The sequence below is a fragment of the Pseudomonas sp. NBRC 111127 genome (assembly GCF_001320345.1).
In the GTDB taxonomy this organism is placed as follows: Bacteria; Pseudomonadota; Gammaproteobacteria; order Pseudomonadales; family Pseudomonadaceae; genus Aquipseudomonas; species Aquipseudomonas juntendi.
In genome coordinates this window covers 21985-48315 of the sequence record NZ_BCBD01000022.1, presented here as the reverse complement: position 1 = coordinate 48315, position 26331 = coordinate 21985, and the positions used below count along the sequence as shown (strand labels likewise).

The following is a 26331-nucleotide window of genomic DNA, read 5'->3' as shown; positions in this document are numbered from 1 at the left end:
GGCGCTGCATATCTTCTGACAAACACCTATCAGCCCTGATGCGATCCCTGTGGGAGCTGGCTTGCCAGCGATAGGGCCGCGCAGCGGCCCCGCTTGAGGCCGAGCGCCAGGGGTGGGTTAGAAGCTGTCGCCAGGCACGCGAACCCAGCCCTCCATCAGCACCCGAGCACTGCGGCTCATGATTGCCTTGGTCACTGTCCACTCGCCGTTTACCTGGCGGGCTTCGGCGCCGACCCGCAGCGTGCCCGAGGGATGGCCGAAACGCACGGCGCTGCGCTCGCCCCCGCCCGCCGCCAGGTTGACCAGCGTACCGGGAATGGCCGCCGCCGTACCGATCGCCACCGCCGCGGTGCCCATCATGGCATGGTGCAGTTTGCCCATCGACAAGGCCCGTACCAACAGGTCGATCTCGCTTGCCATTACCGCCTTGCCACTGGACGCCGTGTACGTGCTGGGTGGTGCGACGAAGGCCACTTTCGGTGTGTGCTGACGCCCGGCAGCCTGGTCGACATGGTCGATCAGGCCCATACGCACGGCGCCATGGGCACGGATGGCCTCGAAGCGCAGCAGCGCTTGCGGGTCACCGTTTATGGCGTCCTGCAGCTCCGTGCCGGTGTAGCCGATATCGGCAGCATTGATGAAAATGGTCGGGATGCCGGCATTGATCAAGGTGGCCTTGAAGGTGCCGACACCCGACACCTCAAGGTCGTCGACCAGGTTGCCGGTCGGGAACATGGCACCGCCGGCACCGTCCTCGTCCGCAGCCGGGTCAAGGAACTCCAACTGCACTTCCGCTGCCGGGAACGTTACCCCATCCAGCTCGAAGTCTCCGGTTTCCTGCACCTCGCCTTCAGTGACCGGCACGTGGGCAATGATGGTCTTGCCGATGTTCGCCTGCCAGATACGCACGGTGGCCACGCCGTTGGGTGGAATGCGCGCGCTATCGACCAGGCCGCTACTGATGGCGAACGACCCGACCGCAGCAGAGAGGTTGCCGCAGTTGCCGCTCCAGTCGACAAAGGCCTTGTCGATGCTGACCTGGCCGAACAGGTAATCGACATCATGGCCCGGCTTGATGCTGGGCGACAGGATGACGGTCTTGCTGGTGCTGGAGGTCGCGCCGCCCATGCCGTCGATCTGCTTGCCGTAAGGGTCGGGGCTGCCGATGACCCGCAGCAATAGCGCGTCGCGGGCAGGGCCTGGGACCTGCGCCGGCTCGGGCAGGTCTTGCAGGCGGAAGAACACGCCTTTGCTGGTGCCACCACGGATGTAGGTGGCAGGTATTCTTGTTTGCGGTACGTGAGCCATTGCTTTGCTGTCCTGTCTGATGGGCATGAGACCCTCGGGATTGCTTTGCAGCCCATCGCCGGCAACCCAGCTCCCACAGGGACCGTGCTGCCATCGAGATTGCGCGACTCGTGGGAGCTGGCTCGCCGGCGATGGGCCGCAACGCGGCCCCTGCTCTTAGGGTTAGGCGGTAGCTTCGAGGAAGTCCTGGGCGAAGCGCTGCAGCACCCCGCCCGCTTCGTAGATCGACACTTCCTCGGCCGTGTCCAGGCGGCAGGTCACCGGCACATCGATGCGCTCGCCGCTGGCCCGGGTAATCACCAGGGTCAGCGTAGCGCGCGGCGTACGCGCACCCAGCACGTCATAGGTTTCGCTACCGTCCAACCCCAAGGTCTTGCGGTCGGTGCCGGGTTTGAACTCCAGCGGCAGCACGCCCATGCCTACCAGGTTGGTGCGGTGAATGCGCTCGAAACCTTCTGCGACAATGGCCTCGACACCGGCCAGGCGCACGCCCTTGGCCGCCCAGTCACGCGATGAGCCCTGGCCGTAGTCGGCACCGGCCACGATAATCAGCGGCTGCTTGCGCTGCATGTAGGTCTCGATCGCCTCCCACATGCGGGTCACCCTGCCTTCCGGTTCGATTCGCGCCAGCGAGCCTTGCTTCACGCTGCCGTCTGCGTTGCGCACCATCTCGTTGAACAGCTTGGGGTTGGCAAAGGTCGCGCGCTGGGCGGTCAGGTGGTCACCGCGGTGGGTCGCGTAAGAGTTGAAGTCTTCTTCTGGCAGGCCCATTTTCGCCAGGTACTCGCCCGCAGCACTGTCGAGCATGATCGCGTTGGATGGCGACAGGTGGTCAGTGGTGATGTTGTCCGGCAGCACCGCCAGTGGGCGCATGCCACGCAGGGTACGCTCACCGGCCAAGGCGCCTTCCCAGTATGGCGGCCGGCGAATATAGGTGCTCATTGGCCGCCATTCATACAACGGTGCCACTTTCGGCCCGCGGTCTTCCTCGATGGCGAACATCGGGATGTACACCTTGCGGAACTGCTCCGGCTTGACTGCCGCACGCACTACGGCGTCGATCTCTTCGTCACTGGGCCAGATGTCCTTGAGGCGGATTTCCTGGCCATCGACCACGCCCAGCACGTCCTTCTCGATGTCGAAGCGAATGGTGCCCGCAATCGCATAGGCGACCACCAAGGGTGGCGAGGCCAGGAAGGCTTGCTTGGCATACGGATGGATACGCCCGTCGAAGTTGCGGTTGCCCGACAGAACGGCGGTGGCGTACAGGTCACGGTCGATGATTTCCTGCTGGATCACCGGGTCCAGGGCGCCAGACATGCCGTTGCAGGTCGTACAGGCGAAGGCGACGATGCCAAAACCCAGTTGCTCCAGTTCTTTCTCCAGGCCAGCCTCTTCCAGGTACAGCTGCACCGCCTTGGAGCCCGGGGCCAGCGATGACTTGACCCACGGCTTGCGGGTAAGGCCCAGCCTGTTGGCGTTGCGTGCAATCAGGCCTGCGGCGATCACGTTGCGAGGGTTGCTGGTGTTGGTACAGCTGGTGATGGCGGCAATGATCACCGCACCATCAGGCATCTGCCCTGGCACTTGCTGCCAGCTGCCGGCAATGCCTTTGGCCGCCAGCTCGCTGGTGGCGACGCGGGCATGCGGGTTGGACGGGCCCGCCATGTTGCGTACCACGCTCGACAAGTCGAAGCTCAGGGTACGCTCGTATACCGCGCCGGCCAGGCTGTCGGCCCAGAGGCCGGCGACCTTGGCATAGGTTTCCACCCGTTTGACCTGCTGTTCTTCACGGCCGGTCAGGCGCAGGTAATCGATGGTCTGCTGGTCGATGGCGAACATGGCCGCCGTGGCGCCGTACTCCGGGGCCATGTTGGAGATGGTCGCGCGGTCCCCCAGGGTAAGGGCGCGCGCACCTTCACCGTGGAACTCCAGGTAGGCGCCGACCACTTTCTGCTTGCGCAGGAACTCGGTCAGGGCCAGCACCAGGTCGGTGGCGGTGAGGTTCGGCGCCAGCTTGCCGGTCAACTCGACGCCGACGATTTCCGGCAGGCGCATCCACGATGCTCGGCCAAGCATCACGTTTTCCGCTTCCAGGCCACCCACGCCAATGGCGATCACGCCCAGGGCATCGACGTGCGGGGTATGGCTGTCAGTGCCCACGCAGGTATCCGGGTAGGCGATGCCATGGTCGCAGTGCACCACCGGCGACATCTTCTCCAGGTTGATCTGGTGCATGATGCCGTTTCCCGGCTGGATCACGTCGACATTCTTGAACGCTTTCTTGGTCCAGTTGATGAAGTGGAAGCGGTCCTCGTTACGTCGGTCTTCGATGGCGCGGTTCTTGTCGAACGCTTGCGGGTCATAGCCGCCGCACTCGACAGCCAGCGAGTGGTCGACGATCAGTTGTACCGGCACCACCGGGTTGACCTGGGCCGGGTCGCCGCCCTTGTCGGCGATGGCGTCACGCAGGCCGGCGAGGTCGACCAGCGCGGTCTGGCCGAGGATGTCATGGCACACCACGCGCGCCGGGAACCACGGGAAATCGAGGTCGCGCTTGCGCTCGATCAGTTGGCTCAGCGAGGCGTCGAGGGTGGCCGGGTCGCAGCGACGCACCAGGTTTTCGGCGAGAACGCGCGAGGTGTACGGCAGGCCGTCGTAGGCGCCGGGCTTGATCGCCTCGACCGCCGCGCGCGCATCGAAGTAGTCCAGGTCGGTGCCTGGCAGGGGCTTGCGGTATGCAGTATTCATATCGTTATCAGGCTCGGTCACGGTACTCGGTATACAGATCTGGCCAATGGGGGCGCTGCGCAGTCCCTGTGGGAGCGGCCTTATGCCGCGATTGGGCTGCGCAGCAGCCCTGGCGATCCATGCCTCAGCGCTGCTCGATCGGCACGAACTGGCGCTGCTCGACGCCGACATACTCGGCGCTCGGGCGGATGATGCGGTTGTTGGCCCGCTGCTCGAACACGTGCGCCGCCCAGCCAGTCAGGCGCGAACAGACGAAGATCGGGGTGAACAGCTTGGTCGGAATACCCATGAAGTGGTAAGCCGAGGCATGGTAGAAGTCGGCATTGGGGAACAGGCGTTTCTGCTCCCACATGGTCTTGTCGATGGCTTCGGAAACCGGGTACAGCACCTTGTCGCCCACCTCATCGGCCAATTGCTTCGACCACCCCTTGATCACCTCGTTGCGCGGGTCGGACTCTTTGTAGATGGCATGCCCGAAGCCCATGATCTTGTCTTTGCGCTCGAGCATGCGCAGCAGCTCGGCAGTGGCTTCCTGCGGGCTCTGGAAGCGCTCTATCAGCTCCATGGCCGCCTCGTTGGCACCCCCGTGCAGCGGGCCGCGCAACGTGCCGATGGCTGCGGTAACGCAGGAATACAGGTCGGACAGGGTCGAAGCGCACACCCGGGCCGTGAAGGTCGAGGCGTTGAACTCGTGCTCGGCGTAGAGGATCAGCGACACGTTCATGACCTTGACGTGCAGATCGCTGGGCTTCTTGCCGTGCAGCAGGTGCAGGAAGTGGCCGCCCAGGGTGTCTTCGTCGCTGCTGCAGTCGATGCGCACGCCATGGTGGGTGAAGCGGTACCAGTAGCACATCACCGCCGGGAACAGGGCCAACAGCCGGTCGGTCTTGTCGCGCTGGGCTTCGAAGGTGAGCTCGGGCTCGAGGGTACCGAGCACCGAACAACCGGTGCGCATCACGTCCATGGGGTGGGCGTCGCGGGGAATGCGCTCGAGCACTTCCTTGAGTGCCGGTGGCAGGTCACGCATGCCCTTGAGCTTGTGTTTGTAGTCGGCCAATTCAGCCTGGGAGGGCAGCTCGCCGTACAGCAGCAGGTAGGCGACTTCTTCGAATTCGGCACCAGCGGCCAGGTCACGCACATCGTAACCGCGGTAGGTCAGACCGGCACCGGCCTGGCCCACGGTGGACAGTGCAGTCTGGCCGGCGACCTGGCCACGCAGGCCCGCGCCACTGAGTACTTTTGCTTCGGCCATGGTGTTTCTCCTTTCTTGAACTTGTTATGGAAATCTGGCTGGCTAATCGGGCTTGCCTGTACCCGCCCTTTCGCGGGCAACCCCGCTGCCATGCGGGGCTGGTGTTGTCACTGGCTCAGCCCTTCTTCTGGGCAAACAACGCGTCGAGGCTCTGCTCGAAGGCGTGGTAGCCAATGGCATCGTAAAGCTCCATGCGCGTCTGCATGGTGTCGATCACGTTCTTCTGCGTGCCGTCGCGGCGCAGCGCGGTGTACACATTCTCGGCTGCCTTGTTCATGGCGCGGAACGCCGACAGCGGGTACAGCACCAGCGAAACATCGACCGCAGCCAGCTCTTCGGTGGTGTACAGCGGAGTGGCGCCAAACTCGGTGATGTTGGCCAGGATGGGTGCCTTCACCCGGTCAGCGAAGGTCTTGTACATCTGCAGCTCGGTGATCGCTTCCGGGAAGATCATGTCGGCACCCGCCTCGATGCACGCTGCGGCACGGTCCAGGGCAGCGTTCAAACCTTCGACGGCCAAGGCGTCGGTACGTGCCATGATCACGAAGCTGTCGTCGCTGCGGGCGTCGACGGCTGCCTTGATACGGTCGACCATTTCCTGCTGGCTGACGATTTCCTTGTTCGGCCGGTGGCCGCAACGCTTGGCCCCGACCTGATCCTCGATATGGATCGCCGCCGCACCGAACTTGCTCATCGAGCGCACGGTGCGCGCCACGTTGAAAGCCGAGGCACCGAAGCCTGTATCGACATCCACCAGCAGCGGCAGGTCGCACACATCGGTGATACGGCGCACGTCGGTGAGCACATCGTCCAGGCCAGTGATGCCCAGGTCCGGCAGGCCCAGGGAACCTGCTGCCACGCCGCCACCGGACAGGTAGATGGCCTTGAAACCGGCGCGCTTGGCCAGCAAGGCATGGTTGGCATTGATGGCGCCAACCACCTGCAGGGGGTGTTCAGCGGCGACGGCATCGCGAAAACGCTGACCGGGTGTGCTGTTCACAGTCATTTCTCACCTCGTGGGTTATTGTTGTGGGCGTCCAGATAGTGACGCTCGATATTGCGCTTGGACGCACCGATGTGACGGCGCATCAGAAGTTCGGCCAGTTCGCCGTCACGTTCGGCGATGGCATCGAGAATGCGGTGGTGTTCGGCAAAGGCCTGGCGCGGCCGGTTGGGCGTGGCCGAGAACTGGATACGGTACATGCGCACCAGCTGGTACAGCTCGCCGCACAGCATCTTGACCAACGTCTGGTTACCGCTGCCCTGGATGATGCGGTAATGGAAGTCGTAGTCGCCCTCCTGCTGGTAGTAACCCAGGCCAGCCTGGAACGCGGCATCCCGCTCATGGGTATCGAGCACCCGGCGCAGCTCGTCGATATCGGCCTGGCTCATGCGTTCAGCGGCCAGGCGGCAGGCCATGCCTTCCAGGGACTCACGAATCTCGTACAGCTCGATCAGTTCGGCATGGTTGAGCGATACCACCCGTGCGCCTACATGGGGCACCCGCACCAGCAGGCGCTGGCCTTCCAGGCGGTGGATGGCCTCGCGCAGCGGCCCGCGGCTGATGCCATAGGTGCGTGCCAGCTCTGGCTCGGAGATCTTGCTGCCAGGGGCAATTTCCCCTTTGACGATGGCCGCCTGAATACGCCGGAAGACGTTTTCCGACAAGGTTTCCGATTCGTCTGCCAGCATCGGGCCAGGGGTGGAAAGGTCTTGCATATTGTCGACACCTTGGGAAATCTCTTCGCCAGAAGTTAACCACCGAAGCCAATCAAGTCAAAGACAAATTCAATATTGTCGACAATCGTCCAAGAACGAACTTAGGCAAGCCAAGCGCTGTCAGATCGCGCACCGCTGGCGTCAATACGTCGTCGTGATAGAATGCCGCGCCTCCGATGGGGTATGGATAGCCTGTCTGTCATGCAGTCATGCTTGTTGACAGATGAACGAGGAAGCTTGCGCAGTAGTTGCCAGTCACCTTGACCTGAACCTTGCCTAGAACCTTGCACTGCATCGCGCCAGGATTATGAGACTCACACCCGTTTTATTGCTGCTTTGCCTCACCCTGCTGCCGGCCATTGGCCAGGCGGCCGGCAAGACCGTGTACGGTCTCAATGAATACGCACGCCTGGGCGACCTGGACCTGGAAGTGGCGGCCAAACTCGACACCGGCGCCAAAACTGCCTCGCTCAGCGCCCGCGACATCAAGCGCTTCAAGCGCAACGGCGAAAGCTGGGTGCGCTTCTACCTGGCCATCGATGCCGCCCACTCGCACCCGATCGAACGGCCCCTGGCCCGCGTCAGCAAAATCAAGCGCCGAGCGGGCGACTATGATGCTGAATCGGGCAAGGCCTACACCGCCCGCCCGGTCATCGAACTCGAAATCTGCATGGGCCAGGCCTTGCGCACCATCGAAGTCAACCTCACCGACCGCAGCGCCTTCCAGTTCCCGCTGCTGATCGGCTCCGAGGCGCTCAAGCACTTCGACGCGCTGGTCGACCCAAGCCTTAAATACGCGGCCGGCAAACCTGCCTGTGCCACCGACGCTCCCAAAGCAGAGTAATCCCGATGCGCTCTCTTACCCTCCATCTGAAAGTCCTGATCACCGTACTGGTGTTGTTGGGCGTGGCAGTCACGGCTTATCAGATCTTCTTCCTCGGCATCCCGGTGACCGAGGATGAAACCGACGACCTGTGGAACATCGACGCCAAGGTCGAGTTCGTGGCCAGCACCAAGGACCCGGTCAAGGTGCAGATGTTCGTGCCGCCACTGAACCGCGACTACGTCAGCCTCAACGAGAGCTTCATCTCCAACAACTACGGGGTCAGCGTCAACCGTGCCGATGGCAACCGCAAGGTCACCTGGTCGGCCCGTCGCGCCAGCGGCAACCAGACGCTGTACTACCGCCTGGTGCTGACCAAGCGCTACAGCAACGAAAAAACCGCGGTAAAGGGCCCGACCTTCCGTGACAGCCTGGCCATCGACGGCCCCGAAAAAATCGCCGCCGAGGCGCTGATGGCGCCTATCCGCCAGCATTCGGCCGACGTCGAGACGTTCGTCAGCGAAACCATCAAGCGGGTCAACAACCTCAACGATGACAACGTCAAACTGCTGCTGGCCGGCGATACCTCACCGATGAAAAAGGCCCAGGTGATCGACCTGCTGCTGTCGATTGCCCACGTACCGATGGAAAAGGTGCACACCATCCGCCTCGTGGCCGATACCCCGCAAACCCCCGAGCTGTGGCTGCGCAGCTACAACGGCAACGACTGGCTGTACTTCAACCCGGACACGGGCGAACAGGGCCTGCCCAGCGACCGGCTGCTGTGGTGGACCGGTGACGACAACCTGATTACCGTCGATGGCGGCAAGAAGGCCAACGTCACGTTCAGCATGAACAACAGTGAAATGAACGCCATTCGCCTGGCCAAGCTGACTGACGAGAACACCGACGCCGACTTCCTCGAATATTCGCTGTACGGCCTGCCCCTGCAAACCCAGCAGACCTTCATGATCATGGTCATGATCCCGATTGGTGTGCTGGTGATCCTGGTGCTGCGCAACCTGATCGGTATCCAGACCCTGGGTACTTTCACCCCGGTGCTGATCGCCCTGGCCTTCCGCGAAACCCAGCTGGGCTTCGGTATCGTGTTGTTCACGGTCATCACGGCATTGGGCCTGTCACTGCGTTCGTACCTGGAGCACCTGAAACTGCAGATGCTGCCGCGGCTGTCCGTGGTGCTGACCTTCGTCGTGGTGCTGATTGCGGCGATCAGCCTGTTCAGCCACAAGCTGGGCCTTGAACGCGGGCTGTCGGTGGCCCTGTTCCCGATGGTGATCCTGACCATGACCATCGAACGCCTGTCGATCACCTGGGAAGAGCGTGGCGGTGGCCATGCCATGAAAGTGGCCATCGGCACCCTGTTTGCCGCATCGCTGGCACACCTGTTGATGATGGTGCCAGAGCTGGTGTACTTCGTGTTCACCTTCCCGGCCGTGCTGCTGATCCTGGTCGGCTTCATGCTGGCGATGGGCCGTTATCGCGGCTACCGTCTGACCGAGCTGATGCGCTTCAAGGCATTCGTGAAAAAGGCAGACGTGTGATGTTTGGCCTGATCAAGACGTGGAAAGCCCTGGAGGCCCGGGGCATCATGGGCATCAACCGGCGTAACGCAGACTATGTGCTGAAGTACAACAAGCGCAGCCTGTACCCGATTGTCGACGACAAGATCATCACCAAGGAGCGTGCCCTCGCGGCAGGTATCCACGTGCCGGAAATGTACGGTGTCATCGAGACCGAGAAGCAGATCGACAAGCTTCACGAAATCATCGGCGGCCGCAACGACTTCGTCATCAAGCCGGCCCAAGGTGCCGGCGGTGACGGCATCCTGGTGATCGCCGACCGCTTCGAGGACCGCTACCGCACCGTTTCCGGCAAGATCATGAGCCACGAGGAAATCGAGCACCAGGTCTCGAGCATCCTCACCGGCCTGTACTCGCTGGGCGGGCACCGTGACCGGGCGCTGATCGAATACCGGGTCACACCTGACCAGATCTTCAAGAGCATCAGCTATGAAGGCGTGCCCGACATCCGCATCATCGTGCTGATGGGCTACCCGGTCATGGCCATGCTGCGCCTGCCCACCCGGCAGTCCGGCGGCAAGGCCAACCTGCACCAGGGCGCCATCGGCGTAGGGGTCGACCTGGCTACCGGCGTGACCCTGCGCGGCACCTGGCTGAACAACATCATCAGCAAGCACCCAGACACCACCAACGCGGTGGACGGCGTGCAACTGCCGAACTGGGACGGTTTCATGAAGCTGGCCGCCGGGTGCTACGAGCTGTGCGGGCTGGGCTATATCGGCGTAGACATGGTCCTGGACCAGGACAAAGGCCCGCTGATTCTGGAGCTCAACGCCCGCCCAGGGTTGAACATCCAGATCGCCAACGACTGCGGGCTGACCCAGCGCACCCATGCCATCGAAGCGCACATCGAAGCGCTGGCCAAGGACGGCCTGACGGAGGACGTCGAACAGCGGGTGAAGGTGTCGCAGGGCTTGTTCGGGCACGTACACCCGGGCTGAGATCGCCGGGGCGGCTGCCACATCTCCTGGGGCAGCCGCCTTGCGTCGCGACCAGCCCCAGGCGCCAAACACAGGGTTGAATGTCGCGCCCAGTGCTAGGCGCTGCTCCCGCACAGGTCTACAATCGCCCTCCTCGCTTTTACATCGCCGTCCATACTGATGCCGACCTGTACGCTCCACCCCCTGCCCTACCAACCCGACCCAGCCGCCTATTTCGCCCGCCTGCGCCAGGCGCCCGGCGCCATCCTGCTCGACAGCGCCCGCCCTGGTGCCGAGCGCGGGCGTTTCGATCTGCTCAGTGCCTGGCCGCTGCAACAACTGCAAGCCGAACCCGCAGAGGATGGCCGCGCCTTTCTCGCCCGCCTGCGCGAGGGCCTGGCGCGCCTGGGCAGCGCCGATTTGCCCAGCGGCGTAGAACTGCCTTTCGCCGGCGGCCTGATCGGCTACCTGAGCTATGACTTCGGCCGCCGCCTTGAACACCTGCCAAGCAACGCCGTGGATGACCTCGGGCTGCCCGACGCGCAACTGGGCCTGTATGCCTGGGCGCTGGTCAGCGACCACCAGTACGGCACCAGCCAGCTGGTGTTTCACCCAAGCCTGGCGCAACACGAGCGCGAACGCCTGATCAGCCTCTTCGCCGGCAGCGGGCACACGCCCGATGGCGACTTTCAGCTGCTCGCACCCATGGCCGGCGACTTGCAGCCTGCGCAGTACCAGGCCGCCTTCGACCAGGTGCAGCGCTATATCCAGGCCGGTGACTGCTACCAGATCAACCTCACCCAGCGCTTTCGCGCGCCGTGCAAGGGCGACCCGTGGCAGGCCTACAAGGCACTGCGCCAGGCCTGCCCGACGCCCTTTTCGGGCTATCAGCAGTTGGCCGACGGCAGCGCCCTGCTCAGCTTTTCACCCGAGCGCTTCATTCGTGTCAGCCAACGCCAGGTCGAGACCCGCCCGATCAAGGGCACGCGCCCACGCGCCAGCGACCCGGGCGAAGACCGGCGCAATGCCCAGGCGCTGTTGCACAGCCCCAAGGACCGCTCGGAAAACCTGATGATCGTCGACCTGCTGCGCAATGACCTGGGGCGTACCTGCGAGGTGGGCTCGGTTAAGGTGCCGGAGCTGTTCAGCCTGGAGAGCTACCCCAACGTGCACCACCTGGTCAGTAGCATCACCGGCCGTTTGGCCAGCGGCAAGGACGCCCTGGACCTGATCGCCGACAGTTTCCCTGGCGGCTCGATTACCGGCGCGCCGAAGATCCGCGCCATGCAGATCATCGACGAGCTGGAGCCCACGCGGCGGGCACTGTACTGCGGCTCCCTGCTGTATGTGGACGTGCGTGGCGAAATGGACAGCTCGATCGCCATTCGCAGCCTGCTGGTCAAGGATGGCCAGGTCAGTTGCTGGGGTGGCGGCGCAGTGGTGGCCGACTCCGAATGGCAGGCCGAGTACGAAGAGTCGATTGCCAAGGTGCGGGTATTGCTGCAGACACTGCAAGGCCTGTGAGCGCCAGCCCGTCCAGACCCTGTTTTTTTGTTACCATCACCCCCACTACGAGCGCACAGCGCCACAGCCAAGATGGAAACCGCCTGATGAGCCAACCCTTCGACGTCGCCGCCCTGGCCGCGACCTATGCCAACAAATCCCCGCAAGACATCCTCAAGCTTGCCTTCGAGCACTTCGGCGACGACCTGTGGGTTTCCTTCAGCGGCGCCGAGGACGTGGTGCTGGTCGACATGGCCTGGAAGCTTAACAAGCAGGTCAAGGTATTCAGCCTCGACACAGGCCGCCTGCACCCGGAAACGTACCGGTTCATCGACCAGGTGCGCGAGCAGTATGGCCTGCCGATCGAAATCCTCAGCCCGGACCGCGCCCAGCTTGACCCATTCGTCAAGGAAAAGGGCCTGTTCAGTTTCTACAAGGACGGCCATGGCGAGTGCTGCGGCATCCGCAAGATCGAGCCATTGCGGCGCAAGCTGGCAACCGTCAGCGCCTGGGCCACTGGCCAGCGCCGTGACCAGAGCCCTGGCACTCGCAGCCAGGTGGCAGCGCTGGAAATCGACAGCGCCTTCTCCACGCCCGAGCGCACGCTGTACAAGTTCAACCCGCTGGCGCAGATGAGCAGCGCAGAAGTGTGGGGTTATATCCGCATGCTGGAGCTGCCGTACAACAGCCTGCATGAACGTGGCTTCATCAGCATCGGCTGCGAGCCCTGCACGCGCCCGGTGCTGCCGAACCAGCATGAACGTGAAGGGCGTTGGTGGTGGGAAGAGTCCACCCAGAAGGAGTGCGGGTTGCACGCTGGCAACCTGATCAGCAAGGCTTGAAACCCTAACGCCGCTGTATAACCGGGGGCGCAAAGCCCCCGGTGTTCGCGTTTCAGTGCACCGGCAGCTCGACCCCTTCGAACAGCGCTTCCAGCTCCTGCTTGTTGTGGCACTGGATTGCCTTGGCCATCACTTCGCGGGTCAGGTGCGGCGCGAACTTCTCGATGAAGTCACACATGAAGCCGCGCAGGAAGGTGCCACGGCGGAAACCGATCTTGGTGATGCTGGCCTCGAACAGCTCGCTGGCATCGAGTGCCACCAGGTCGCTGTCGAGCTTGGCGTCCACTGCCATGCCGGCAACGATGCCCACGCCAAGCCCCAGGCGCACATAGGTCTTGATCACGTCGGCGTCGGCGGCAGTGAACACTACCTTCGGCGTAAGGCCGCGGTGGTTGAAGGCCTCATCCAGCTTGGAGCGCCCGGTGAAACCGAACACATAGGTCACGATCGGGTATTCGGCTACGGCCTCCAACGTCAGCTTGGGCAGCTTGGCCAGTGGGTGACCTTGCGGCACGACCACGCAACGGTTCCACTTGTAGCAAGGCATCATGACCAGGTCGCCGAACAGCTCCAGTGCCTCGGTGGCAATGGCAAAGTCGACCGTGCCGTCTGCGGCCATTTCGGCAATCTGCATCGGCGAGCCCTGGTGCATGTGCAGGGACACTTCCGGGTATTGCTTGATGAAGCTGCTGATCACCGGCGGCAACGCGTAGCGCGCCTGGGTATGGGTGGTAGCGATGGACAGCGTGCCCTTTTTCTCGTTGGAGAACTCCTGGGCGATCTGCTTGATGCTCTCGACCTTGCGCAGGATTTCGCCCGCGGTATTGATGATGCGCTCACCGGCCGGGGTAACGCGGGTCAGGTGTTTGCCACTGCGCGCGAATACTTCAACACCCAACTCGTCTTCCAACAGGCGGATCTGCTTGCTGATACCCGGCTGGGAGGTATACAGGCTCTGCGCCGTCGCGGAGACATTGAGGTCATGATGCGCCACTTCCCAGATGTAGCGCAGTTGTTGAAGCTTCATAGATTTCCCTCGGTTCAGCGATGAGTCAGCGGCAGCAAGCAGCGACGATATATAACTATATTAGTGGTTCCGGAAATAAATCTAGAACAATTTTGTTACATGCTGAGGATATGCCCTACAGCCGCGCTCACGTTTTCCTACGCCCCAAATGCTGCGCCAACGGCACCATGTAGACCGGGACCGGCGACAGTTGCAGCAGGCGCACCGCCGTGCGGCCGATTGGCACATCCACCCCGGCACCGGCACTGTGGCTACCAAAAATCAGCAGGTCGACACTGAGCCGTTGCGCCTGATCCAGAATGACCTGCGCCGGGTCGCCCTGGCGAACCCGTACGGCCTTGATGACGGCAAGGTCGGCCTCCTCGCCCAGCTCATCGCGAAAGTTCTCCAGCACGCGCTGCTCTATATTGGCCATTACGGTATTCACCCCCTGGCTGTGCAACTGGTCGAGCGTTTGCTCGTCGAGGTAGCTTTGCAGGAGAGATTCAGCGAACTGGCCCATGGGCTCGACCGCATGGATCACGTACAACTCAGCCCCGAATGTCCGCGCCAGCGCCAGCGCATGTTGCATGACAAACGGGGCATAGACACCGAGGTCGGTGGCGTACAGCATGGAGCGGATCATTCGACCTCCTGGACTGCCGCTGCGGCAGATCAAGCTTCAGCTTAGCAGCGCGGCAGAGGCACGCTTCGCCGTCCGGCGCGCTGCACGGGTGAGCTGTATCGGGCTGGGAATACCCCCTCGAAACGCTCAGACCCGGCCTTGGTGCTGGTCGATGAACAACAGCGCCTGGTACAGCATTTCCATGCGCGGCAAGCGGCAGCCAGCCGCCCGCGCCTGCGCCAGCGGCTCGGCATAAATGGCCTGCAACTCCAATGGGCGCTTGTGTGCATGGTCGTGGTACATGCTGGGCCAGTAATCAGGCATGCGCTCGGTGACCTGGAACAGGTGTTGGGCGTAGCCTTCCGGCAGCACATGGCCGCATGCTGCGGCACCCTGCACAACTTCTGCCATCAGCGCCAGGACCAGTTCACGGCTGGCGGCGTTGCCCATCAATGCAGTGGTGCTGGCACCCAGCAATACCGAGAGCCCGTTGTAAGGCACGTTCCACACCAGTTTCTGCCAGCGCGCCAGCGCCAGGTTCGGCATGGCGTGCGAGTCGATGCCCGCCGCCTGGAACAAGCCTGTGCCCTCACTGACCAGCGCCGTACCACCATCGCTGGCAGGCCCGCTGTGGTACCCCAGGTTCACGGTACCCAAGGCCTGATGCCGGATCACCCCTGGCCCCTGCCGGTTGACACAGATGAAGCACAGCCCGCCCAGCAGGTGCATGTCGCTGCGCAGTGCCGGGCGCAGCTGCTCCTCGACCCCCAGGCCGTTCTGCAACAGCACCACCTTGGCACCCGGTGCGGCAGCCTGCACGATCAACGGGGCCAAGTGGTCGTTGCTGGTCGCCTTGGCCCCGATCAACAACCAGTCACAGGGCGGCATATCGGCGGCCCTGGCATAGGCTTGCACCTTCATGTGCAGCGTGCCGTGCTCGGCACTGTCCAGGCTCAGGCCATGCTCACATACCGCCGGGTACTCGCTACGCAGCAGAAAATGCACATCGAAACCGGCCTTGGCCAGCATCAACCCATAGAAGCCGCCAATGGCGCCACTGCCAATGATGCCAATACGTAGTGCGCGCGAATGCATGCCAATCTCCAGCTAACAGGTAGGCGTTCTTTTTACACCGGTTGGGCAACGCTGGGCAGGCCATTCGCGCTTCAACCCTTGGTACAGGTAAAAACCCCACAATGACTGGGCTCAGCCCATTGTCCCGCCCCTTGTAACGCGCTAAGGTTCGGCTCCCCGTTGCGATTATTCTTGCTGCTGGGCCGCACGGGGATTGTTGGCGGCCGGCACCCGTGACCTGACGAGTAACACGATGGCTGATTTACCGATCGATGACTTGAACGTTGCCTCCAACGAGACCCTGATCACCCCTGATCAGCTCAAGAAGGAAATCCCCCTCAGCGCCAAGGCCCTGCAGACCGTGACTGCCGGCCGTGAAGTGGTGCGCAATATTCTCGACGGCAAGGACCATCGCCTGTTCGTCGTGGTCGGCCCTTGCTCCATCCACGATATCAAGGCCGCTCACGAATATGCCGAGCGCCTGAAAGTACTGGCCGCAGAGGTGTCCGACACCCTGTACCTGGTCATGCGCGTGTACTTTGAAAAGCCGCGCACCACGGTCGGTTGGAAAGGCCTGATCAACGACCCGTACCTGGATGACTCGTTCAAGATCCAGGACGGCCTGCACATCGGCCGCAAGCTGCTGCTGGATTTGGCGGAAATGGGCCTGCCGACCGCGACCGAAGCGCTGGACCCTATCTCCCCGCAATACCTGCAGGACCTGATCAGTTGGTCGGCTATCGGCGCCCGTACCACCGAATCGCAAACCCACCGCGAGATGGCCTCGGGGCTGTCATCGGCGGTAGGTTTCAAGAACGGCACCGATGGCGGCCTGACCGTCGCCATCAACGCCTTGCAGTCGGTGTCCAAGCCACATCGCTTCCTGGGTATCAACCAGGAAGGCGGCGTGTCGATCGTCACCACCAAGGGCAACCCATACGGCCACGTAGTACTGCGCGGCGGTAATGGCAAACCCAACTACGATTCGGTCAGCGTTGCGCTGTGCGAGCAAGACCTTGCCAAGGCCAAGATCAAGGCAAACATCATGGTCGACTGCAGCCACGCCAACTCCAACAAGGACCCGGCCCTGCAACCACTGGTGATGGAGAACGTCGCCAACCAGATTCTCGAAGGCAACCAGTCGATCATCGGCCTGATGGTCGAAAGCCACCTGAACTGGGGCTGCCAGTCGATTCCGAAGAACCTGGAAGACCTGCAATACGGCGTGTCGGTTACCGATGCCTGCATCGACTGGTCGGCAACCGAAAAAACGCTGCGCAGCATGCGTGCCAAGCTGAAAGATGTATTGCCGCAGCGCAAGCGTGGCTGATTGACGCCCTACTGAGCGGGCTCACCATGGCCCGCTCTCATGGCCTGGCTCAGGCTTTGGTGGAGTGCCGCTGCTGGCGCTCCATGTAGCGCTCAACGTATGAACACGACGGTATCACCGTGTAGCCCATCTGCTCGGCATAAGCCAGGGCCTGCTCGGTCAGCGCGGCAGCGATGCCACGGCCGCGCAGTGCGTTAGGCACGAAGGTGCGATAGATATCCAGCGTTTGCTTGCCCAGGTCCATGTACGTCAGGTAGGCACGATGACCGTCCACGGTGGTCTCGAACTGATGACCGGCCTGGTCATGGTGGATGGTCAACGATTCGCTCATCACTACTCCTCGCAGGTCTTTCAGGTAGACCCTTCCCTTAACCGATGGTGGTTTAATCCGGCACAGAATGCTCTACGCCACCTGTTGCCCATACGACCACTGGACGATTGCAATCGTTCGAGTCTTCTGGCGCTCACAAGATAGTAGGCGCGGCATGCGGATTTACTCAAGGTTTCGACTGTTAAAAAGGGCCTGGCGCTACCCTCTTCACTTAATGCCGTTGCCCCTGCAGCCGCCGGATGCTCTAGGCTTTAAGACGCCGAAAGACCGTGCAAGTCACCCTTAGTTCAACAAAAAAGTTCCTGTACTACACTTGCTTGCGGGCAGGGCAGGTTGTTGATCACGCCCAGCTCGCACAGCGTGCCGGGGCCACGTCAAGCAACATTTTTTTTGCAGTTCTTGCGCTCAGTCAGTTTACTTACTACAAGTAATGAGTACTATGTACGCCGGCCAGTTTCTCTTTTCCGAGAGATGGCTATTTAATAGAAAGTCCTTGAAGGGGAACACGATGAACAACGTTCTGAAATTCTCTGCTCTGGCTCTGGCCGCAGTTCTGGCTACCGGTTGCAGCAGCGTCTCCAAAGAAACTGAAGCTCGTCTGACTGCGACTGAAGACGCAGCTGCTCGCGCTCAAGCCCGTGCCGATGAAGCCTACCGTAAGGCTGACGACGCACTGGCAGCCGCTCAGAAGGCTCAGCAGACCGCTGACGAAGCCAACGAGCGCGCTCTGCGTATGCTGGACAAAGCCAGCCGCAAGTAATAATCCTTACGGATTGTTAAGAAGCCGACCCACTTGTGGGTCGGCTTTTTTTTTCCTGCTCTTTGCCGGGCGTTGCGACTGTAACGAAAAGGCCCGCACAAAGGCGGGCCTCCCTGTACCGCCAATACCTTACTGCAGTTCTGGGGGAATGCTGGAAACCACCGGTGTGCCTGCCTGGTTTTCGACCGGTACGGCAATTTCTACCGGCATGCCATCTTCTGCAGCCACCACATCACGCACCATGTCCCAGTTCATGCGCAGGTTGTTGGCCAGGTCTTCGCGCTTGAGCAAGGCATTGATGACAGCGGTATGCTTGTCGACTACCGACGGATTGCCCTGGTCATCCAGCGGGGTGTGTGCCTCGAGGTACACCTTGCCGCCACTGATACCAAACTTGTAAGGCTCGTTGATGATGCGCACCGGCGTACCCACCGGCACCAGCTTGGACAGTTCCAACACGTTGTTGTTGAGCATGCGGAAGCAACCGTGGCTGGTACGCATGCCGATACCGAACTTCTTGTTCGAACCGTGGATCAGGTAGCCCGGCACGCCCAAGGTGAACTTGAACGGCCCCAGTGGGTTGTCCGGGCCTGCCGGCACCACCGCAGGCAGGATATCGCCGTCTGCCGCGTGCTCTTTGCGGATGGATGCGGGCGGGGTCCAGGTCGGGTTCGGCGTCTTGGCGATGATCTTGGTGTTGGCGATCGGCGAACCCCAGCCTTCACGACCGATACCGAGCGGGAAGGTGTACACCACGTTTTGACCTTTCGGGTAGTAGTACAACCGGTACTCGGCCAGGTTGATGACCACGCCTTCGCGCGGGCCCGGTGGCAGGATGTAACGGGTGGGCAGGATGATCTCGGTGCCGGCGCCCGGCAACCACGGGTCCACACCCGGGTTGGCAGCGATCATTTCCAGGTAGCCGAGGTCGTTGGCGGTGCCGATATCGGCGAAGGTGTCCTCGTACTTGGCCTTGATCACATGCACCTGGCCGACGATGTCTTCACCAGGAGGTGGCAGTGGCAGCTCCAGCGCAGCAGCGGGGCCTGCTACCAGCAGGGCGGCCAGGGACAGGCTACGGGTGACGGCAGGAAAGCGCGGCAACATCCGGTAAATCCTTCGAAAGGTGGGTCAAGAGAATCGATTGTACACCTGCACTGGTGCCAGCGGGAGGCATTGCTGAGCGGCAAGCGTTTCAGATGATGAAAGGTGCGAGTCGTTCAGCTGCCGTGCAGCTCAGGCCACACCGGGCGCATGCCCCGCCGCTGGGCATCGAGGATGGCCCGGCACAGCTCGCACAGGCGGCCATCGCGATAGATCGAGCGCGGCACCCCCGACCAGCGCGGTTGCGCGGGCAGCAGCCCTCCGCACAAGGTACGGTCTACCGGCACACCCAACTCGAGCTGCCGGGCCACCAGGTGCACGCGGACCTCCTGGCAGGCAAACAGGTCAAGCTGCTCATCGGGCTCGATCAATTGGTAGGCGTACAGGGACCAGGCGGGGCGCGGCATCGGTGGCACTCGAAACGGGGGGCGCAACATTAGCCGAAAGCTGCCCCCGTTTAAAGCATCACAGCAAGGGTTTTATCGCCGGCCAGGCATTTTCCAGCAAGCGCTGCTGGGCACCCTGGGCCGGATGAATCCCATCAGCCTGCATCAACTCTGGCACACCCCCTACCCCTTCAAGGAAAAACGGCACCAGCGGGACCTTTTTGTCCGCCGCCAACTGCTCATACACGTTGGCAAACGCACGGGTGTAGCGCACACCGTAATTGGGCGGCAGGCGCATGCCCAGCAGCACCACTTTGGCGCCAGCCTGCCGCGAGCGCTCGATCATCGAAGCAAGATTTTGTTGCAATTGCGCAGGCGGCTGCCCGCGCAGGCCATCGTTGCCGCCCAGCTCCAGTACCACCAGGCTGGGCTTATGCGCTGCAAGCAGCGCGGGCAAGCGCGCCTGGCCACCCGCACTGGTGTCGCCACTGATCGACGCATTGACCACCTTGGCGTCGAAACCTTCCTTCTCCAGCCGGGTCTGCAACAGAGAGACCCACCCCTGGCGGCTATCCAGGCCAAAACCGGCGCTGATACTATCGCCAACCACCAGCAACGTTCCCGCCGCCGCGCTCTGGGCCAGGCAATACAGGGCCAGACCGGCACTCAGCCACCTTATTCGCATCGGATTCTCCATGGGCCCCAGCATTCTCGTTGCGCAGAACCTTAGCAAAGTGGTCCCCAGTGCGGAAGGTGACCTCGCCATCCTGCACGCCCTGTCCCTCGACCTGGCCCGGGGTGACAGCCTGGCCATCGTCGGCGCTTCGGGCTCGGGCAAGTCGACGCTGCTTGGCCTGCTCGCCGGCCTGGACCAACCCAGCGCTGGCAAGGTGATACTTGCCGGGCACGACCTGGGGCCGCTGGATGAAGACCAGCGCGCCCGGGTGCGCGCCGAACACGTCGGCTTCGTGTTCCAGTCGTTCCAACTGCTGGACAGCCTCAACGCCCTGGAGAATGTCATGCTGCCGCTGGAGCTTGACGGGCGCAGCGATGCCCGCGAGCAAGCGCGCAACTTGCTTGAACGGGTCGGCCTTGGCGCGCGCCTCAGCCACACGCCACGCCAGCTGTCCGGGGGCGAGCAACAACGGGTGGCCATCGCCCGCGCCTTCGCCGCGCACCCTGCCGTGTTGTTCGCCGATGAACCCACCGGCAACCTGGACAGCCACACCGGCGAGCGTATCAGCGACTTGCTGTTCGAGCTGAACCAGGAGCGTGGCACCACGCTGGTGCTGGTTACCCATGACGAACGCCTGGCCCGCCGCTGCCGCCGCCAGATCCGGCTGGACGCAGGCCGCCTGGTGGCAGCGGTGGAGGCCTGATGAAACACATGCCGCTGTCCCGCCTGTGCGGCCTGGCCCTGCGCCAGTTGCTCCGCGACCTTCGTGCCAGCGAAGTGCGGGTGTTGTTCTTCGCCCTGCTGGTAGCGGTGGCAGCCAGCACCGCCATCGGCTATTTCGGTGCCCGCCTGAACGGCGCCATGCAACTGCGCGCCAGCGAATTCCTTGGCGCCGACCTGGTGTTGCAGGGCAGCGCCCCGGCCCGCGAACAACAACTCGCGGCCGGCCAGGCACTGGGCTTGCGCCACGCTCAGGTGGTCGAGTTCACCAGTGTGGTCGGCGGCGATAGCGGTATCCAGCTGTCCAGCGTGAAAGCGGCCGACAGCGCCTACCCCCTGCGTGGGCAGCTGCGCAGCGCCGCGGCCCCATATGGTGCTGAACGCCCGGGTGGCGGGCCGGCGCCCGGTGAAGCATGGGTGGAACCGCGCCTGTTGGCGGCCTTGGGGCTGTCGATAGGCGACAGCATCGACGTCGGCATGAAAACCCTGCGCATGAGCCGGGTACTGACCTATGAGCCGGACCGCGCCAACAACTTTTACAGCCTCACGCCGCGGGTGATGATCAACCTGGCCGACCTGCAGGCGACCGGGGTGATCCAGCCCGGCAGCCGGGTTACCTACCGCGACCTGTGGCGTGGCGACAGCGAAGCACTGGCGCAGTACCGCCAGGCAATTGAGAAAGGCCTGGCCGCCAACCAGCGCCTGCGCGATACCCGCGATGGCAACCAGCAGATCGGCGGCGCCCTGGGCAAGGCAGAACGCTACCTGAACATGGCCAGCCTGGTGGCAGTGTTGCTGGCCGGCGTGGCCGTAGCCTTGTCGGCCAGCCGCTACGCTGCACGGCGCCTGGACGCCAGTGCCCTGCTGCGTTGCCTGGGCCTGTCGCGCCGGCAGGCCCTTGGCCTGTACTGCCTGCAACTGGCCATGCTCGGCGTAGTAGCGGCGCTGGCCGGCGCGCTGCTGGGCTGGCTTGCCCAGCTGGGCCTGTTCCGCGTACTGCACGGCCTGCTTCCCAGCGTAATCCCAGCCGGGGGCGTAATACCGGCCCTGGCCGGCATCGCCACAGGGCTGGTAGCACTGGCCGGCTTTGCCCTGCCACCGATCGCGGCGCTGGGCCAGGTGCCGCCATTGCGCGTACTGCGCCGCGACCTGTTGCCGATACCGCCCAGCAGTTGGCTGGTTTACGGTGCAGCCCTGTTCGCGCTAGGCCTGATCATGTGGCGGCTAAGCCTGGACCTGCTGCTGACCTTCGCCCTGCTGGCTGGCGGCCTGGTTGCTGCGCTGTTGCTCGGTGGCCTGCTGCTGCTCGGCTTGCGCAGCCTGCGCCGCTTGCTGGCCGGCGCCCCGCTGACCTGGCGCCTGGGGTTGGGCCAGTTGCTGCGCCACCCCATGGCCGCCGCTGGCCAGGCGTTGGCGTTCGGCCTGATCCTGCTGGCCATGGCCCTGGTCGCCCTGCTGCGGGCGGAATTGCTCGACACCTGGCAGGCCCAGCTACCCAAGGATGCGCCCAACTATTTCGCCCTGAATATCCTGCCAGACGACCGCGAGCCGTTCGCTCAGCACCTGCAGCAGGTCAACGCCGTCGCGGCCCCGCTGTACCCGGTGACACCGGGGCGGCTGGTGCAGATCAACCAACAACCGGTGCAGCAGATCGTCAGCAAGGATTCGGCAGGCGAGCGCGCCGTGCAGCGCGACCTCAGCCTGACCTGGGCCGCCGAACTGCCCGAAGGCAATGCGTTGACAGCCGGGACCTGGTGGCAAGCATTGCCCGGTGAACACGAAATCCCCGGGGTATCGGTGGAAGCAGAGCTGGCCAAGAGCTTGAAGCTTCAGACTGGCGACCTGCTGACGTTCGATATCGGCGGCCAACAGCGCCAAGCCAGGGTCAGCAGCTTGCGCAGTGTGCATTGGGACAGCTTCCAGCCCAACTTCTACATGATCTTCCAACCCGGCACCCTGCAAGGTCTGCCAACCACCTACCTGACCAGCTTCTACCTGGCGCCGGGGCACGACCTGGACGTGGTGACCCTGTCACGTGCGTTCCCGGCAGTGACCATCCTGCAGGTCGATGCCCTGCTCGACCAACTGCGCAGCATCCTCGCCCAGGTGACCCTGGCCGTGGAATATGTGCTGCTGTTCGTGCTGGCGGCAGGGCTGGCGGTGCTGTTCGCCGGTTTGCAGGCAACGCTGGATGAGCGCATTCGCCAAGGCGCCCTGCTGCGTGCACTGGGCGCGCCCAGGCCGCTGCTGGTCAGGGCACGGCGGATCGAGTTCGGCCTGCTCGGGGCAGCCAGCGGGTTGTTGGCGGCCGTGGGTTGCGAACTGATCACACTGGTGCTTTACCGCTATGCCTTCAACCTGCAGTGGGGGCCGCACCCCTGGTTGCTGTTGCTGCCATTGACAGGGGCTTTGCTGGTAGGCGGCGCGGGGGTGATAGGCACGCGGCGGGCGCTCAATGCCAGCCCTTTGGCAGTACTGCGGGACACTTGAGGCTGCATGTGCCGGCCCGGCATCCGGGCCGGCACATGCAGCCGCAATTTACTGGCCGTAGCTGATGCTGTTCACATACCACGTGGCTTCACCGGTAGGTGTGTGTACCAGCACCTCGTCACCCTCCTGCTTCTTCAGCAAGGCGCGGGCCATGGGTGAGTCGATCGAGATGTAGTCATTGCGGCCGTAGATCTCGTCATAACCCACGATGCGAAACTTCATGGTCTCGCCGTCGTCGTTCTCGATCTCGACCCAGGCACCGAAAAACACCTTGCCTTCCTGCTCGGGCGAATAGGCCACCACCTTCACATCCTCAAGACGCTTGCGCAAATACCGCACCCGGCGGTCGATCTCGCGCAGCAGCTTCTTGTTGTACTGGTAGTCGGCATTCTCGCTACGGTCCCCCAGCGACGCCGCCCAGGCGACCTTCTGGGTGATCTCGGGGCGATAGACCCGCCACAAGTGGTCCAGCTCTTTCTTCAGCGCCGCGTGGCCTTCGCTGGTGATGATGTTGGTGCTCAACAGGCGCTCCTCAGCGGCGGGTGATCAGGCCCTGGCGCGCGATACGGGTGAGGTGGCCGATGACCTCGGCAGCGTCCTGCGGGCCGGGCGACTGAATGACCGCAAGGTCGAAACGGTCCTGCCCATACTGCGCAAGATTGCAGGGGTCATCGGCGAACTGGATCAGGAATGCGCGTGCCTGGCCCTTGCGCCGGGACAGGCCTTCGAGGTGACGCAAAAGAGTGGGCTGATGCTGGCCGCCGAGCAGGATGCGCGGCGTGCGGGATGCCTGGTGTGCAGGCAGAGGGCTCAAACAGACACTGGTACGTGGGCAACTCATGGTGCTTCTCTCCGCCTCGCGAATCCCGCTGGGCAGCGGTGGGAGGCGTCACCGAACCAGCGCTTTAGCGGTATTTCGGACGAGCCGCACAAGGGGCTTTCCTGCGCCCCGCAAGTAGCTGTTTAAATCGGCGCAGGCGGTATGCTAGAGCGATGAGCTTCAAGTTGCAAGCGACAAGCCGCAAGCAGAAGCAGGCCGAGGAAAGGCCCGCCCTTGCTTGCGGCTTGTCGCTCACAGCTTGCAACGGGTCAGCGGGCGATCAGGCGGTCCAGCGAGAAGCGCCCGGCACCTTCGATCATCACGGCAACGGTACCGGCGAGCAGCGCCAGGGCAAACTCGTAGCCGTTGTTGGACATGAACAAGCCATTGCCAATGTGCACCGAGAAAATCGCCACTATCAGGGTCACGCTCAGTGCCAGTGCCGCCGGGCGCGCCAGCAGCCCCAGCACCAGGGCCAACCCGCCGAAGAACTCGGCACTACCGGACAACAGGGCCATCAGATAACCCGGCGCCAGGCCGATGCTTTCCATCCACTGGCCGGTGCCTTCCAGGCCATAGCCGCCAAACATGCCGAACAGCTTTTGCGCACCGTGCGCCATGAAGATGATGCCGACCAGTATGCGGATAATGCTCAGGCCAGCGCCGGCACGGGTGGAAAACAGGGCATTGAGCGTGTTGTTGTTCATGGCGAAGCGTCCTTGAGGCGATGCAGTTATGTTGAGATGGACGCCATCTTAATCAGTTTATAAGATATTAGAATCGCAAAAAACCCAGCATAGCTATCTAATAAATCGATACTTCATCGCTTGGCTACACGTTCAAGCGCTGCACGTTCGCGGTTGAATGCCAGGTAGTACTTGTTGACACTGTTGACGAAGTTCACCGGCCCCATGCCCACCTGCTCCATGGCGATACGCTCGGTCTGGAAGAACCATTGGTTGCCATTGAGCCCGCGTCGGCGAGCTTCGGCGCGCATGGCTTGAACGCGTTCGGGGCCAAGGTTATAGGCAGCAAGCACGAACGCCATGCGCTCGCGCTCGTTGATTTTGGGGCTGGCGAAAAACGTGCGGCGGATCAGCGCCAGGTAGCGCGCGCTGGCCAGCACGTTGCCGTCTACCGTGGCCGTGTTGCTCACCCCCACACGCTGGGCTGCTGCCGGGGTGATCTGCATCAGCCCATGGGCGCCACCGCTGCCGCGTGCGGCCGGGTTCAGTGTCGACTCCTTGAACGCCAGCGCCGCCAGGTTCAGCCAGTCGATCTGTTGCGCCTGCCCATGCTTCTGCAACACGGCCCGCAGCGCTGCCAGACGCCGGCGGTCCTTGCTGGCCAACGGGTTGTGCACCCGATACTGGCGGCGGTAAATCCGCTCGAACGCGGCATCCTGGTTGTCTGGCGCCCGGTAACCCTTGAGGAAGCGATCGACTGCAGCGAGCAGCTGCGGCGCATCACGCCCGACATACCAGCGCATGGCCTGCGGCGGCCCCAGCCGCACACCGCTGTGCAGGCGCAGGCGCGGCATCACCCGCGCCCAACGCCGGGCAATAGGCTGCTCCACCACGGTCAGGTGGTAGATGCCGGCCTGGACCATCTCCAGCACATCTTCCACGGCCAATGTCGAGTCGACCCACTCCACCTTGATCGGCGGCCGCTTGCGCAGGGCCAATTGCTGGTTGGCCTGCTGGATGAATGGGCCCGCCGCGCTGGCACTGGTCAATGCCACGGTTCGCCCCGACAGCTGCTCGAGCTTGCTGAAGCTGCGCTCGCCTTTGCGCCCGACCAGTGTCAGCGGCACCTGATCGAGTAGCGGTGCGCTGCTGCTGACACCGCGCACAGTGCCTGGGTCCAGCAGCTCGCCCGGTGCAGCAAGGTCGCCCTCGCCACGCGCCAGGGCGCCGAGCAATTGCTCCTTGGCCCGCGGTATGAGCTGCAGCTCGATCTGTTGATCGTCGTCGCGGCGCGCGTTGAGGAAGTGTTCCAGGGCCCGCAGGCGGTAATACTCGATGCCCACCGGTTCGCCCTTGACCTCGCCCGAGCTATTGCGGCTTTGGTTGACCAGCACCCGCAGCACCTTGCTGCTGCGGATCTGCTGCAAGTCGCGAACCTTGGCAGGCGCAGGGTTATGTTGCGGCCCTTGGGTTTGCGCAAGGGCCGCCCCGGACAAGACCAGCCCGAGCGTCAACAGGAAAGTGAGCCAGAATCGCATGCGCAAAAAGATCCATTCGGGGGCGGCATCCAGGGTCGCACGCCAAGTGATAAATGACGGCAAAAG

The 26331-nt window shown here is 63.1% G+C and carries 25 protein-coding genes; 9 read left to right on the top strand and 16 right to left on the bottom strand.

Annotated features, from left to right (window positions below; translation table 11 throughout):
* Window positions 1–117: 117 nt before the first annotated feature.
* The 5 genes from prpF to APH30_RS06655 all read right to left on the bottom strand — a co-directional run bounded on the left by prpF (window position 118) and on the right by APH30_RS06655 (window position 7030).
* On the bottom strand, window positions 118–1308 hold the full coding sequence (gene prpF / locus APH30_RS06675) for a 2-methylaconitate cis-trans isomerase PrpF (protein ID WP_054912013.1): 1191 nt from the start codon (window positions 1306–1308) through the stop codon (window positions 118–120).
* Between the two features lie 162 nt (window positions 1309–1470).
* A complete protein-coding gene (acnD, locus tag APH30_RS06670) occupies window positions 1471–4059 on the bottom strand; it encodes a Fe/S-dependent 2-methylisocitrate dehydratase AcnD (RefSeq protein ID WP_054912012.1) in 2589 nt (862 codons plus the stop codon).
* Between the two features lie 124 nt (window positions 4060–4183).
* The gene (prpC, locus tag APH30_RS06665; protein ID WP_054912011.1) at window positions 4184–5311 is read right to left on the bottom strand and encodes a 2-methylcitrate synthase; all 1128 of its coding nucleotides are present in this window, start codon (window positions 5309–5311) and stop codon (window positions 4184–4186) included.
* A gap of 115 nt (window positions 5312–5426) precedes the next feature.
* The gene (gene prpB / locus APH30_RS06660; RefSeq protein ID WP_029884943.1) at window positions 5427–6317 is read right to left on the bottom strand and encodes a methylisocitrate lyase; all 891 of its coding nucleotides are present in this window, start codon (window positions 6315–6317) and stop codon (window positions 5427–5429) included.
* Window positions 6314–7030, bottom strand: a complete 717-nt coding sequence (locus APH30_RS06655) for a GntR family transcriptional regulator (protein WP_009683857.1) — start codon at window positions 7028–7030, stop codon at window positions 6314–6316. The genes prpB and APH30_RS06655 overlap by 4 nt, the downstream gene beginning before the upstream one ends.
* A 307-nt stretch (window positions 7031–7337) precedes the next feature.
* On the opposite strand from APH30_RS06655, the gene APH30_RS06650 reads away from it, so the two are divergent.
* The 5 genes from APH30_RS06650 to APH30_RS06630 all read left to right on the top strand — a co-directional run bounded on the left by APH30_RS06650 (window position 7338) and on the right by APH30_RS06630 (window position 12719).
* A complete protein-coding gene (locus APH30_RS06650; protein WP_029884944.1) occupies window positions 7338–7874 on the top strand; it encodes an ATP-dependent zinc protease in 537 nt (178 codons plus the stop codon).
* 5 nt (window positions 7875–7879) lie between these two features.
* Entirely contained in the window at window positions 7880–9415 is a 1536-nt protein-coding gene (locus tag APH30_RS06645) for an inactive transglutaminase family protein (protein ID WP_029884945.1), read from the top strand.
* The gene (locus APH30_RS06640; protein ID WP_009683854.1) at window positions 9415–10395 is read left to right on the top strand and encodes an alpha-L-glutamate ligase-like protein; all 981 of its coding nucleotides are present in this window, start codon (window positions 9415–9417) and stop codon (window positions 10393–10395) included. The genes APH30_RS06645 and APH30_RS06640 overlap by 1 nt, the downstream gene beginning before the upstream one ends.
* 159 nt (window positions 10396–10554) lie before the next feature.
* Window positions 10555–11898 (top strand): aminodeoxychorismate synthase component I, encoded by a 1344-nt coding sequence (gene pabB, locus APH30_RS06635; protein ID WP_054912010.1) that lies wholly within the window; start codon window positions 10555–10557, stop codon window positions 11896–11898.
* Window positions 11899–11984: 86 nt separating this feature from the next.
* Window positions 11985–12719 carry a phosphoadenylyl-sulfate reductase gene (locus APH30_RS06630; RefSeq protein WP_009683852.1) on the top strand — a complete coding sequence of 245 codons (735 nt, stop codon included), beginning with the start codon at window positions 11985–11987 and terminating at the stop codon, window positions 12717–12719.
* 52 nt (window positions 12720–12771) lie between these two features.
* On the opposite strand, the gene cysB is transcribed toward APH30_RS06630, so the two are convergent.
* The 3 genes from cysB to APH30_RS06615 all read right to left on the bottom strand — a co-directional run bounded on the left by cysB (window position 12772) and on the right by APH30_RS06615 (window position 15445).
* The gene (gene cysB, locus APH30_RS06625) at window positions 12772–13746 is read right to left on the bottom strand and encodes an HTH-type transcriptional regulator CysB (RefSeq protein ID WP_009683851.1); all 975 of its coding nucleotides are present in this window, start codon (window positions 13744–13746) and stop codon (window positions 12772–12774) included.
* Between the two features lie 127 nt (window positions 13747–13873).
* Window positions 13874–14371 carry a universal stress protein gene (locus tag APH30_RS06620; RefSeq protein ID WP_009683850.1) on the bottom strand — a complete coding sequence of 166 codons (498 nt, stop codon included), beginning with the start codon at window positions 14369–14371 and terminating at the stop codon, window positions 13874–13876.
* A gap of 126 nt (window positions 14372–14497) precedes the next feature.
* Window positions 14498–15445, bottom strand: a complete 948-nt coding sequence (locus APH30_RS06615) for a putative 2-dehydropantoate 2-reductase (protein ID WP_054912009.1) — start codon at window positions 15443–15445, stop codon at window positions 14498–14500.
* A 232-nt stretch (window positions 15446–15677) separates the two neighbouring features.
* Between APH30_RS06615 and APH30_RS06610 the strand changes: the two genes are divergently transcribed.
* A complete protein-coding gene (locus tag APH30_RS06610) occupies window positions 15678–16754 on the top strand; it encodes a 3-deoxy-7-phosphoheptulonate synthase (protein WP_009683848.1) in 1077 nt (358 codons plus the stop codon).
* Between the two features lie 49 nt (window positions 16755–16803).
* On the opposite strand, the gene APH30_RS06605 is transcribed toward APH30_RS06610, so the two are convergent.
* The gene (locus APH30_RS06605) at window positions 16804–17085 is read right to left on the bottom strand and encodes a GNAT family N-acetyltransferase (RefSeq protein ID WP_009683847.1); all 282 of its coding nucleotides are present in this window, start codon (window positions 17083–17085) and stop codon (window positions 16804–16806) included.
* A 508-nt stretch (window positions 17086–17593) separates the two neighbouring features.
* On the opposite strand from APH30_RS06605, the gene oprI reads away from it, so the two are divergent.
* On the top strand, window positions 17594–17845 hold the full coding sequence (gene oprI, locus APH30_RS06600) for an outer membrane lipoprotei OprI (protein WP_003259780.1): 252 nt from the start codon (window positions 17594–17596) through the stop codon (window positions 17843–17845).
* 129 nt (window positions 17846–17974) lie between these two features.
* On the opposite strand, the gene APH30_RS06595 is transcribed toward oprI, so the two are convergent.
* The 3 genes from APH30_RS06595 to APH30_RS06585 form a co-directional block, all read right to left on the bottom strand.
* Window positions 17975–18952: a L,D-transpeptidase family protein gene (locus tag APH30_RS06595; RefSeq protein WP_054912008.1), complete on the bottom strand. Its 978-nt coding sequence runs from the start codon at window positions 18950–18952 to the stop codon at window positions 17975–17977.
* A gap of 113 nt (window positions 18953–19065) precedes the next feature.
* Window positions 19066–19356, bottom strand: a complete 291-nt coding sequence (locus APH30_RS06590) for a hypothetical protein (RefSeq protein ID WP_009683845.1) — start codon at window positions 19354–19356, stop codon at window positions 19066–19068.
* A 58-nt stretch (window positions 19357–19414) separates the two neighbouring features.
* The gene (locus APH30_RS06585) at window positions 19415–20020 is read right to left on the bottom strand and encodes an arylesterase (RefSeq protein WP_009683844.1); all 606 of its coding nucleotides are present in this window, start codon (window positions 20018–20020) and stop codon (window positions 19415–19417) included.
* A 10-nt stretch (window positions 20021–20030) separates the two neighbouring features.
* Here APH30_RS06585 and APH30_RS06580 point away from each other — a divergent pair, with 10 nt between their 5' ends.
* Together APH30_RS06580 and APH30_RS06575 are read left to right on the top strand one after the other, a co-directional pair.
* Complete coding sequence (locus APH30_RS06580) at window positions 20031–20714, top strand: ABC transporter ATP-binding protein (RefSeq protein ID WP_029884949.1); 684 nt, start codon at window positions 20031–20033, stop codon at window positions 20712–20714.
* Window positions 20714–23221, top strand: a complete 2508-nt coding sequence (locus APH30_RS06575; protein ID WP_054912007.1) for an ABC transporter permease — start codon at window positions 20714–20716, stop codon at window positions 23219–23221. The genes APH30_RS06580 and APH30_RS06575 overlap by 1 nt, the downstream gene beginning before the upstream one ends.
* Window positions 23222–23269: 48 nt before the next feature.
* Here APH30_RS06575 and greB read toward each other — a convergent pair whose 3' ends face one another.
* From greB to APH30_RS06555, 4 genes are all read right to left on the bottom strand, one after another.
* Window positions 23270–23743 (bottom strand): transcription elongation factor GreB, encoded by a 474-nt coding sequence (greB, locus tag APH30_RS06570; RefSeq protein WP_009683840.1) that lies wholly within the window; start codon window positions 23741–23743, stop codon window positions 23270–23272.
* A gap of 10 nt (window positions 23744–23753) precedes the next feature.
* Window positions 23754–24062: a hypothetical protein gene (locus APH30_RS06565; protein WP_054912006.1), complete on the bottom strand. Its 309-nt coding sequence runs from the start codon at window positions 24060–24062 to the stop codon at window positions 23754–23756.
* Between the two features lie 248 nt (window positions 24063–24310).
* Window positions 24311–24748, bottom strand: coding sequence for a DoxX family protein (locus APH30_RS06560; protein ID WP_009683838.1), 438 nt, complete (start codon window positions 24746–24748; stop codon window positions 24311–24313).
* Between the two features lie 113 nt (window positions 24749–24861).
* Window positions 24862–26265, bottom strand: a complete 1404-nt coding sequence (locus APH30_RS06555) for a transglycosylase SLT domain-containing protein (RefSeq protein ID WP_054912005.1) — start codon at window positions 26263–26265, stop codon at window positions 24862–24864.
* Between the last annotated feature and the right edge of the window lie 66 nt (window positions 26266–26331).